Below are 11,112 nucleotides of genomic sequence, written 5' to 3'. Positions count from 1 at the left end.
TCAAACCGCCATGCGCACTTCTTTTTTGATAAAACCGTATGATTTTGATGTGAACCCCGAATATTTTGTGATAGTTTGGAATGGTTTTAAATTGGTTTTCGGGGTGTGTTAACAATAGAATTATTTCGCTATTCCTTCGGTTTGAGTGAGGTATGATGAAATACACATGCACATACTATCGCTCTCTTCTGAGTTCGTTCAGTGTGTTTTGAGTTTTTTGTTTCTCATTCTTGATTTCACGAATGTCTTTTAGTATAAATGATATCTCGTAGCCATCTCGAATGGCTTCACGGTCAAATTGTTCCAGTATGATGTACTCATGTCTCTGACCAATGAATTGTACACGTAGGGGTTCGTTCCAGTTTTTGGCTATGAAATCGATAATGCCGTTGTCTTTCCCATCTTTGTAGTTCACAATCTCCCATTTGTCCTGACCATCTTCAAATCTCCTGTTATTGAATCCATCCTCTGGAATGGCCTCCGATAAAACAGATTGATCGCGTATATATACTCTTATTTGGCGATGGTTTATCCAGTTGGTACCGTGATACCTGCTTGAGATGAAAAAATCTCCAGCCTCATTTAAGTGGGCTCTTAAAAAGGTGCGGTTAAAGCTGTTTTCAGGCCTCTGACGTCTGTGTATCAATATTTTTTCGGTACCATACTCGTCTGACAGTAAAAAGTTACGCATCATGGGTGCGAGCAGATCTTCTTTTACCAATAGCATACTGTCCAGAAAATGAAGACTTCTTTCCTGTTCATTGATATTGATTTGACGCAACAACTCACGGGCAAGTACCACTTTTTCAGACTGATCGTCATACTCCCTAATTATTGTATCCAGCTTCAACTTTGCCAGATTAAAATTACCTGCTTCTCTGAGCTTGTGTGCTTCTTCGAGTCTGCGCCCGGCTTCTTCCAGTCGCGAAGGACCGCAGGCAAATAATACAACCAACGAGAAAATTGAAATCGTCCTGAGTGTAAAGTCCATCTTTCTGTATTTTTTATACATCTATTGGCAAAGATATAAAAATATGCTTTTAGCGGTAAAGCCGTTTGAACATCTTTCGTGTACAATATTTTTGTGTACCTTTGCCAAAATTTATTACGAACACCCAAAAGCTTCTCCCATGTCGTTTATTGAAGATAGAATTGTATCGGACGGATTAACATTCGATGATGTATTGCTTATCCCGGCTTATTCTGAAGTATTGCCACGTGATGTAAGCCTGGTTACTGCATTTTCCCGAAACATCCAGTTAAATACCCCAATTGTATCTGCTGCAATGGATACAGTAACTGAATCGAGGCTGGCCATCGCCATTGCACGTGAAGGGGGAATTGGTGTGATTCATAAAAACATGACCATCGAAGAACAAGCCCGTCAGGTCGAAGTTGTAAAACGTGCCGAAAATGGTATGATTTATAATCCCATTACCATCACCAAAGGTCGTACTGTTGGCGATGCATTAAAGCTGATGAGCGAATATAAAATTGGCGGCATCCCAGTGGTTGATCAACATGGTTATCTGGTAGGGATTGTTACAAACAGGGATCTGCGTTTTGAGTTTAATCTTAACCGCCTTATCGATGAGGTAATGACGAGCGAAAACCTTGTTACTACCAATCAATCTACTGACTTGGAACGTGCTGTGGCAATTCTTCAGCAACATAAAATTGAAAAATTACCTGTTGTTGACAAAAACAACAAACTGATAGGTCTGGTAACATACAAGGATATTACCAAGGCAAAGGATAAGCCGTTTGCCTGTAAGGACGAAAAAGGCAGGCTTCGTGTAGCTGCCGGCGTAGGTGTTACGTTTAATACGTTTGAGCGTATCGAAGCTCTGGTAAAAGCCAATGTAGATGCCATTGTCATCGATACAGCTCACGGTCATTCCAAAGGAGTTATTGAAACACTCAAGGAGGCTAAGCGCCGCCATCCCGAGCTCGAAGTTGTTGTTGGTAACATTGCTACTGCCGAAGCTGCTGCCGATTTGATAAAAGCCGGTGCCGATGGCGTTAAAGTTGGAATTGGTCCCGGTTCAATATGCACCACACGTGTAATAGCTGGTGTAGGTGTTCCACAGTTATCTGCAATTTATGAAGTGTCAAAAGCTTTAAAAGGTACTGGAGTGCCTCTGATTGCCGATGGTGGACTCAGGTATAGCGGCGACATTGTCAAAGCATTGGCAGCGGGTGCACACTCTGTGATGGCTGGTTCATTGTTTGCCGGGGTAGAGGAGTCACCGGGCGAAACCATCATTTTTAACGGTAGAAAGTTTAAAACTTATCGTGGAATGGGCTCCATCGAAGCCATGCAAAAAGGTTCTAAGGACAGATATTTCCAGGATGTGGAGGATGACATTAAGAAACTTGTCCCCGAAGGCATCTCAGCACGTGTTCCTTATAAAGGTACGCTTTATGAAGTAATCTATCAGCTAATTGGTGGTTTAAGAGCTGGAATGGGATATTGCGGAGCCGCAAACATTGAAGATCTTCACAACGCCAGGTTTACGCGTATTACAAATGCAGGGGTTGAGGAGTCGCATCCTCATGATGTTACAATTACCAGCGAAGCTCCTAACTACTCCCGATAGGGTCTGATTACGAATGTTTTTATATAACATATTCAAATGGGGAAGCTATATAAAGGGTTTCCCCATTTTTTATTTGATGAGCCAACCAGGTGCTTTTTGTTGTGAACCCGCAAAAAAATGATTAATTTTTGGCGTTTTTTTAGTGTGACTAAAAGTGTTTTTAATTTCGGAGTTTCAATGAATGTTTAAGCAACTGTTTAGATTTAGTTAGTAAAATATGATGTGGTTTCAAAGGTGCTAGATTTTAGATAGATAGTATCATTGAGAATGATGATTAGATTTGTCTTATTTTCTGTTTTTCTAAATATCTAATATCTAAAATTCTTGAAATAAATTGTTATACAAATATTAAACAGTCTCTAACAAATGAGCATGCCCTGTCGGTGGTTGTTTTGCATGTCGCACTTTGCGTCAGTTCTATATTAAGATTAGCTCCGGCTATTGAATTAGTGGTTTTAAAAAATGTTTTTTTTATGAAAAGTACATTCTTTTCCCTTGTCTCATTTTTTATTTTTCTGAGTGCTGCAAATGTATCTGCACAAGATAATCGCAATATTCTCACCATTGGTAACCACCAGTTTTCCGAAGGTGAGTTTTGGCATGTATATAACAAGAACCGTCATTTGCCCGGTTTTAATGAAACGCCTGAAGATTTTGCTGTTCGTTTTATAAATTATAAACTGAAGGTTGTAGAGGCAATACAGCAGGGGCTGGACACAGTGCCTTCGTTTGTTAAGGAGTTTGGAAAATATGCCGAAGACCTTAAAACTTCTTTCCTGGTTGATTCTGTTGCACTGGAGAAGGTAGCTCGTGAAGCACACCGTAATATGCAGGAGATGATTGAAGCAAGTCATATCCTTATTCGCCTTCAACCTGGTTCAGCCGCTTCCGACACGCTTATAGCATGGCAAAAGATGGATTCTGTTCACAAAAGAGCATTGTCTGGTGAAGACTTTGGTAAACTGGCTGCCACCTACTCAGAAGATCCATCTGCTGCAGGTAACAATGGATATCTTGGCTATTTTTCTGCTTTTCGTATGATCTATCCTTTTGAGAAAGCGGCTTATGCAACTGCCGAAGGCGACATATCTGACATCATACGAACCGATTTTGGTTACCACATTCTTAAGGTACACTCCCGACAGCCCAACCCCGGTCGTATCCGGGTGGCTCACATTATGAAGATGTTTCCACGTAACGTAACTGCCAGCGACGAAGCTAAGGCGTATGCTACAATCGATTCAATATACCATGAATTGTTGAAGGGCAAAGATTTTGCATCCCTCGCCCGTGAACATTCCGACGATGGACAGAGCGCAAATCAAGGTGGTGAAATGCGCGCTTTTTCGCTTCAGGAGATGGTGCCGGAGTTTGCGCTTGCTGCTTTCGAATTAACCAGTGACGGCGAAATTTCGACACCTGTACGTACCGACTTTGGCTGGCACATCATTAAACGACTGGAGCACATCCCTGTTGGCGACTTTACCGCAGAGAGGGCAACCATCATGAACATGATGGGGCGCGATGGACGCGACCAGACCGGGCATGACGCTTTTGTTGCCGCAAAACGAAACAGCACCAGATTTAAGCTCAATGAACCATTGCTTGAACGTATCATTAAAGAGATGATTGCTGATAATTCTAACTCAAAAGCCTTTATTGAAAGATTAAAGTCTGATGGCGATAACTTGTTGTTTAGGTATCATGATTATGAGTTTAAACTACATCAGTTTCTTGAAGCCATTGAGAATACCATTTCGTTTAATTCACTTGAAGGTGCGCCTGCTGTCAACCGCTTGCTCGATGGTATGGTAAATGAAGCAATACTGAAAGTTGAGAAACGCGATTTGGCGAAGAATGTACCTGAGTATCGATATCTGGTGAATGAGTATCATGACGGATTGTTGATATTTGAGTTGAGTAATAAAGAGGTATGGCAAAAGGTGGGTAGCGATTCCACCGCCCTGGTAAACCTTTTTAATGAAAACCCGATGTTGTTTGCAAAGCCGCCTGTTTTAACCGGATTTATTTGTGAAGTAAAAACGAAAAGACTTGCCAAACGTGCTTCAAACGCTATAAAAAGGGATAGCCAGGCAAATCTGGTACAAATATTGATAGACAATGCCCGGTCGGAGCAATGTTATACCTGTAGCGAAGGGCGTTTTCCTTTCTTGATGGATGCAAATAATCCATTGGATGGGAGTGTTTTACCTGACGAAAACATCTTGTCGGCCAGCTCTTATAAGTTGTTTTGGCAAGGCGAAATCAGTTCAAACCCAGTACCGCTGTTTGAAGAGGTAAGAGGTCAGGTAATGAGTGCTTATCAAAACAGGCTTGAAGCAGAGTGGGTAGAATCATTGAACTTAAAGTATCAGCCAGTTTTTAATTACAAGCTGATTAAGAAACGCAAAAAATAGATTGGAAGGCATTTTTTTGCTGATACAATAATTGTTCCGATGGTGAATCGGATTATTAGTAGCAAGTTTAAGTTATACAAGAGCTAGAGATGATGGCTAATAAATTTACCGTGTATTTGTGTGCTTTGGGTTTCATTGCAATGTTGGGCTGTGGCTCTCCAAAGGATGATGAACTTAAAAGACCCATCGTAACAGTAGATGGCAGCACACTCACTTTTGGAGATTTGAAGAACGCCATCCCTGAAAACCTTAGTTATAGCGATAGTATTGCCCTTGCCGATGATTTTATTGGCCGTTGGGTTCGCAGCAAGTTAATGCTCAGGCAGGCAGAACTCAACCTTTCACCAGCCGAAAAAAATGTGGAGCGGCTGCTCGATGAGTACCGCACCTCCCTATTGGTTCATCTCTATCAGCAAAAAATGCTTGATCAGAAACACTCCCCTTTGGTTACCAGCCGGGAAATAGCCCAGTATTATAACGAGATGCAGGATAATTTTAATCTGCAGGATAATATCATAAAGGGCGTATTTATAAAAGTGCCCGTGAATGCACCAAATCAGGATCAGCTTCGCCGGTGGTATCGCTCCCTGAAACAGGAAGATATTATTAACCTCGAGGCGTATTCGTTTCAATATGCCCGAAAGTATGAGCAGTTTATTGAAACATGGGTGTCATTTAATCGCATCAATGCATTACTGCCTGAGCCAATCCGAAACCAGGAGAGCTTCCTGCGTTGGACAAGAAATCATGAAGCCAGAGATTCGCTCTATAATTATTACTTTTCGGTGCACGATTATAAACTTGCAGGCAGCACCGCACCATTAAATTATGTTGAAGATAGAATCAAAGCCATTTTATTGAACAAAAAACGTATGGAATTCATTCAGCGCCTTGGACAAGACCTTTATGAAGAAGCATTACGTGATAAAATCGTGAATTTCCATTAGTTTTCTTAATTTTGACCACAAAATTTGAAATATGTTATTATTGAAGCCCCGTTTACTTAGCTTGTTTGTTTTAGGTTTATTTGTGTCTTCTGCGGCACGTTCCCAATCCAATGTGATTGATGAAGTGATTGCTGTTGTTGGTGACAACCCCATTCTTCGATCCGATGTGGAGTATCAGTACCAACAGGCCATGATGCAGGGAGTATCCTTTACCGGAGATCTCAAATGTCACATTTTTGAGCAGCTTCTTATGCAAAATTTACTTTTAGAACAAGCGAAAGTAGATAGTGTTGAGGTGAGTGAAAACATGGTTATCATGCAGGTTGACCGCCAGATTAATGAGTTTATTAATCGCGCCGGTTCACGCGAAAAACTTGAAGAGTGGCTTAACAAACCACTGCACCAAATAAAACGCGAGCAACGGGTAATGGTACGTAACCAAATGCTGACGCAACAAATGCAGAGCAAAATTGCAGAAGATATCAGAGTTACACCTGCCGAAATCAGAGCTTTTTATCGACGTACGCCACAGGATAGTCTTCCGATGGTACCTGCTCAGTTTGAGGTACAACAAATAACTCTGTTTCCTAAAATTGAGTTGGAGGATACAGAAAATGTGAAGGCGCGCTTACGTGAGTATCAACGCCAGGTAGCCGACGGTCGTGATTTTGCCACACTTGCGGTGCTCTATTCAGAAGACCCAATGTCGGCTGCACGAGGAGGCGAGCTCGGTTTCATGGCCCGTGCTGAGCTTGTACCAGAGTTTGCGCAGGTTGCTTTTAACCTTCAGGAACCTGGAAGGGTCTCAAAAATTGTTGAAACTGAGTTTGGCTTTCACATCATTCAGCTTATTGAACGTCAAGGCGACAGGATAAATGTGCGCCACATTCTTTTACGTCCAAAACCCCGTCCGGCTGCCATTGTTGAGGCCCAACAACGTGCCGACTCTATTGCCACCATCATCAGAGATGGAAAAATGTCATTTGAAGAGGCTGCAATACGGTTCTCAATGGATAAAGATACACGTATCAATGGAGGCTTGATGGTAAACCCAATGAATCAATCCACTAAGTTTGAAATACCGCATATTGCTCCTGCCATCAACCGCCAAATCGAAAATATGGAAGTGGGTGACGTTTCAAATGCCTTCATGATGAAGGACGAACGATTGGGTAAAGACTATTTTGCGCTGGTAAAACTGCGCTCGCGTAACGAACCCCACCGTGCAAATATTCGGGATGACTATCAGCTGTTGCAAACCCTTCTCGAAAATCAAAAACGGGAGGAGACATTTCACCAATGGATAATTAAGAAGCAACACGAGACCTACATTTCAATTAGTCCAAACTGGGTAAATTGCCGGTTCGACTTTGAAGGATGGCGCAAATAAAACCCCGGTTTAGCCTATAAATACGGAGATTAAATAACTCTTCCTTAATGAAGTTTATTCGATTTTTCGCCGTGCTGTTGATACTCTTATGGGTTGGTTTTGTGCCAGCCCAGCAGCAAAGGGGTGGACGAACCACTATACACATTGAGCATGCCGATGTCATGGAAGCCTCTGAGCGTTTTGGCAAAAATGTGCAGGCGCTCTTTGGTAATGTGCGCTTCCGTCATCATCGCACGCTAATGCATTGCGACAGTGCTTTTTTCTATCGTGACTCCAATATGGTTCATGCTTATGGTTCCATTCACGTAATTCAGGATGACTCCATACATCTCTATGGTAAAGTGTTGTATTACAGAGGGAATGAAGATAAAGCGATGGTGCGTAAAAATGTCCGCATGGTGAACGGAGAGGTTGTACTTACTACTGACTTTCTGGATTATGACCGGCGTAACGATGTGGCATATTATTACAATGGCGGAAAAATTACGAGTGGCGACAATATTCTTGTGAGTTCATGGGGATACTACTATCCCAAAACCGAAGAGGCCCATTTTCGCGACAATGTGGTTGTAACAAACCCGCAATATGTGATGTATTCCGATACGCTTTTATATTTTACCGTTCCCGAAATAGTGAAAATTGTAGGCCCTACAACCATTAAGAGCGAACGCAACGTGATTTATGCCGAAGCCGGTTATTATGACACAAAGAATGACGTGGCACGTTTGGAACGCAACGGCTCCATCGAGGGCGAAGAACAAACACTTAAAGGGGATACAATTTTTTATGATCGCCGCAGTGGTTTTGGGGAGGTTTTTTCCAATATGTTCTTGCACGATACTACCAACCATGTAATAGTGACCGGCGACTATGGTTATTATAATGAGTTGACCAAAAGAGCATTGGCTACCCGGCGAGCTGTTTTAATGCAGGTTCACCAAAACGATACGCTATTTCTGCATGCAGATACTCTTAGGGTGGATCCAATTCCCGATACTGAGTTTCAAAGGATACGTGCATACCGCAATGTGAAGTTTTACCGCCCCGATTTTCAAGGGAGATGTGATTCAATGGTCTATGATCTAAAGGATTCGATCAATAGTTTCTATAAAGACCCGGTGATTTGGGCACAAGGCAATCAGATGACAGCTAACACTATTAGGCTTCATACCCGAAACAGGGCTTTGTTTAAGGCCGAGCTTTTGGAAAACAGTTTTGTGATTGCGCCTGAGGATACGGGGAGTTATAACCAGATTAAAGGTCGCAATATGACTGGTCACATTCGCAACAATAAACTTTACCGTATTGATGTGGATGGCAACGGCCAGACTATCTACTATCCTAAAGAAGACAATGTAATAATTGGGATGAATCGTGCCGAAGCAAGTACTTTAAGCATATTACTTGAAGACAATCAGGTGACGGGTATTATTTTGCGCACACAGCCATCCGGAAATCTTAATCCACCATATTTGGTTAAGCGCGATGGACGCTTTTTAAGTGGTTTCAGATGGCTCGAAGAGTATCGTCCAAAGCGCAGAGAGGACATATTTCTGAGAGATGCCCCGCCAGAGTCGGTGGAGCAAATAAATTATAATGAGTTCTTATTCGATAGAACCCTACCTAAAAGATAACAAAAAAAGGAGCCGAATTTCAGCTCCTTTTTTGTTAAATTAATATTCATCTTCATTGAAGAAAAAGTCATCCTTGCTTGGATAATCCGGCCAGATGTCTTCGATGCTCTCATAAATCTCACCTTCATCTTCAATTTCCTGAAGATTTTCAATCACCTCAAGAGGTGCACCTGAACGGATGGCGAAATCAATTAATTCTTCTTTGGTAGCTGGCCATGGAGCATCCTCTAGCTTAGCGGCCAATTCAAGAGTCCAATACATAGTTATTCGGGTTTTAACTCTTAAACAATATTTTGTTTCGTTTAATTTTTCTGATTACGGCGAAATTATAAAAAAAATTCATTCTTACAAGCCCGATATCCATGGAATTTCATTAACTCCGAAATAATTTGATAAATGTCGCGATAATACAAAGAAATAGTCTGACAAACGGTTGAGGTATCTGATTACCCATTCATCAACCGGAACTTCGCCCGACATGGAAACCACGCGACGTTCTGCTCTTCTGCAAACTGTTCGGCAAATATGTGCCTGCGATACTGCTCCATGTCCACCAGGGATTACAAAATTTCTTAATGGAGGTAGTGCGTCTTCGAGGCGATCCATTTCATATTCCAAAAACTCTATCTCTTTCTCATCGGTATTAAGGCGTGCACGTAAGTCCGAAACCGACTCGTCGGTGGCCAGATAGGAGCCAATTGTGAAGAGTAGGTGCTGAATGCGCACAATCGTTGCGGCAGATGTTTCATCAATAGGATATGAACGTATCATGCCAATATGAGCGTTTAGCTCATCCACAGTGCCGTAGGCCTCTAGTCTGAAATGGTCTTTCTCAACTCTTGTTCCGCCAATGAGGCCGGTGGTGCCTTTGTCGCCGGTTTTAGTATATATCAAGCTTTTTTTCATCTGTTTAAATTTTGTTTTTCAGTTGTCAGAACTTGTCCCAATTTATCGGGATGGAACTCGCCTTAATAATCATGCCCCTTTGTGAGTTATAGTTACTCATGGCTCGTTTCATGTGAAAATAGTATGTTTAAGCCTTTGGTTATATGAAGTTTCTATTCATGTTTAATGCAACTTTAATTATTTTATGAGCTGCTCTATTGAGCTATTCAGATAGAGCAGTTTGGTTTTATTGAAAAAAAAAGAGTATCGGAAAGGTTTTCCGTCTACTCTTTAATTTCAAATATAACAATCCGCAAGCAATAGGGTTTTGCTTTTGGTCATTAAATTTCGGTACGTCTAGTTCATTTTTGTAATTTGCTGATTGCGTTCATCCAATTCAATCAGGCCATCGCGAAGACGCACAATACGATGGGCATGCCGTGCAATATCTTCCTCATGAGTTACAAGGATGATGGTATTGCCTGCCTGATGGATATTGTCGAATAACCGCATTATGTCGATGGATGTTTTGGAGTCAAGGTTTCCGGTGGGTTCATCGGCCAATATGATGGATGGGTTGTTGATTAGCGCTCTGGCTACGGCCACACGTTGTCTCTGTCCGCCCGACAATTCATTGGGTTTGTGCGTCATTCTGTTTGCCAGATTTACACGATCCAAGGCTTCCTTTGCCCGTTCTATCCTCTCAGCTTTTGGTACTCCGGAATAAACCAATGGCAACATCACATTTTCCAACGCTGTGTATTGGTGAAGCAGGTTAAATGTCTGAAAAACAAATCCTATTTCGCGGTTTCGTATTTCAGCTAGCCTGTCGTCGGTCAGGTGACTCACGTCGGTGCCGTTTAGAACGTATGAACCTGCCGAAGGGGTGTCTAGTGCCCCGATAATATTCATCAGTGTGGATTTTCCTGAGCCCGACGGACCCATAATGGCCACATAGTCTCCTCTTACTATATTGGTTGATACTCCCTGAAGCGCTCGTACAATCTGGGTGCCAACTTCGTAGTTCTTCTCTATTTTATCAATTTCAATTACATTCATCGACATGCTTCCTTTGTTTTGTGCATTTATTGACTTTAGACTTTTGATGGATGCTATGGTTTAATGTCAAACAGATTTGAATAGTTTCATTATCGGCAAATTGACTGATTAGAGGTTGGTTAAGTGATAGTTTGCTTTAAAACCGCTTAGCAGTTTAAGTGGGATGTACTTTTCATATAT

At 41.8% G+C, this 11,112-nt stretch carries 9 protein-coding genes; 5 read left to right on the top strand and 4 right to left on the bottom strand.

What is annotated here, in order from left to right; genetic code table 11:
* Window positions 1-175: 175 nt before the first annotated feature.
* Complete coding sequence (locus ALKIM_RS0102475) at window positions 176-991, bottom strand: hypothetical protein (RefSeq protein WP_026473271.1); 816 nt, start codon at window positions 989-991, stop codon at window positions 176-178.
* A gap of 139 nt (window positions 992-1,130) precedes the next feature.
* Between ALKIM_RS0102475 and guaB the strand changes: the two genes are divergently transcribed.
* The 5 genes from guaB (at window position 1,131) to ALKIM_RS0102450 (ending at window position 8,988) form a co-directional block, all read left to right on the top strand.
* Window positions 1,131-2,600: an IMP dehydrogenase gene (guaB, locus tag ALKIM_RS0102470; RefSeq protein ID WP_026473270.1), complete on the top strand. Its 1,470-nt coding sequence runs from the start codon at window positions 1,131-1,133 to the stop codon at window positions 2,598-2,600.
* A gap of 473 nt (window positions 2,601-3,073) precedes the next feature.
* Window positions 3,074-5,017 carry a foldase protein PrsA gene (locus ALKIM_RS0102465; protein ID WP_026473269.1) on the top strand — a complete coding sequence of 648 codons (1,944 nt, stop codon included), beginning with the start codon at window positions 3,074-3,076 and terminating at the stop codon, window positions 5,015-5,017.
* Window positions 5,018-5,106: 89 nt separating this feature from the next.
* Entirely contained in the window at window positions 5,107-5,964 is an 858-nt protein-coding gene (locus ALKIM_RS0102460) for a hypothetical protein (protein WP_026473268.1), read from the top strand.
* Between the two features lie 31 nt (window positions 5,965-5,995).
* The gene (locus tag ALKIM_RS0102455; protein ID WP_026473267.1) at window positions 5,996-7,354 is read left to right on the top strand and encodes a peptidylprolyl isomerase; all 1,359 of its coding nucleotides are present in this window, start codon (window positions 5,996-5,998) and stop codon (window positions 7,352-7,354) included.
* 47 nt (window positions 7,355-7,401) lie between these two features.
* Window positions 7,402-8,988 carry an OstA-like protein gene (locus ALKIM_RS0102450; protein WP_044117697.1) on the top strand — a complete coding sequence of 529 codons (1,587 nt, stop codon included), beginning with the start codon at window positions 7,402-7,404 and terminating at the stop codon, window positions 8,986-8,988.
* A gap of 39 nt (window positions 8,989-9,027) precedes the next feature.
* Here the strand turns inward: ALKIM_RS0102450 and ALKIM_RS0102445 are convergent, their stop codons facing one another.
* From ALKIM_RS0102445 to ALKIM_RS0102435, 3 genes are all read right to left on the bottom strand, one after another.
* Entirely contained in the window at window positions 9,028-9,249 is a 222-nt protein-coding gene (locus ALKIM_RS0102445; RefSeq protein WP_026473265.1) for a DUF2795 domain-containing protein, read from the bottom strand.
* Window positions 9,250-9,333: 84 nt separating this feature from the next.
* The gene (locus ALKIM_RS0102440) at window positions 9,334-9,894 is read right to left on the bottom strand and encodes a cob(I)yrinic acid a,c-diamide adenosyltransferase (RefSeq protein WP_026473264.1); all 561 of its coding nucleotides are present in this window, start codon (window positions 9,892-9,894) and stop codon (window positions 9,334-9,336) included.
* A 336-nt stretch (window positions 9,895-10,230) separates the two neighbouring features.
* Window positions 10,231-10,938, bottom strand: a complete 708-nt coding sequence (locus ALKIM_RS0102435) for an ABC transporter ATP-binding protein (RefSeq protein ID WP_026473263.1) — start codon at window positions 10,936-10,938, stop codon at window positions 10,231-10,233.
* Window positions 10,939-11,112 lie beyond the last annotated feature (174 nt).

Origin of the sequence: Alkaliflexus imshenetskii DSM 15055, from assembly GCF_000517065.1 — a bacterium.
Classification (GTDB): Bacteria; Bacteroidota; Bacteroidia; order Bacteroidales; family Marinilabiliaceae; genus Alkaliflexus; species Alkaliflexus imshenetskii.
Note: the sequence above shows the minus strand (reverse complement) of the source record. Positions and strands in the feature narration are given on the sequence as shown.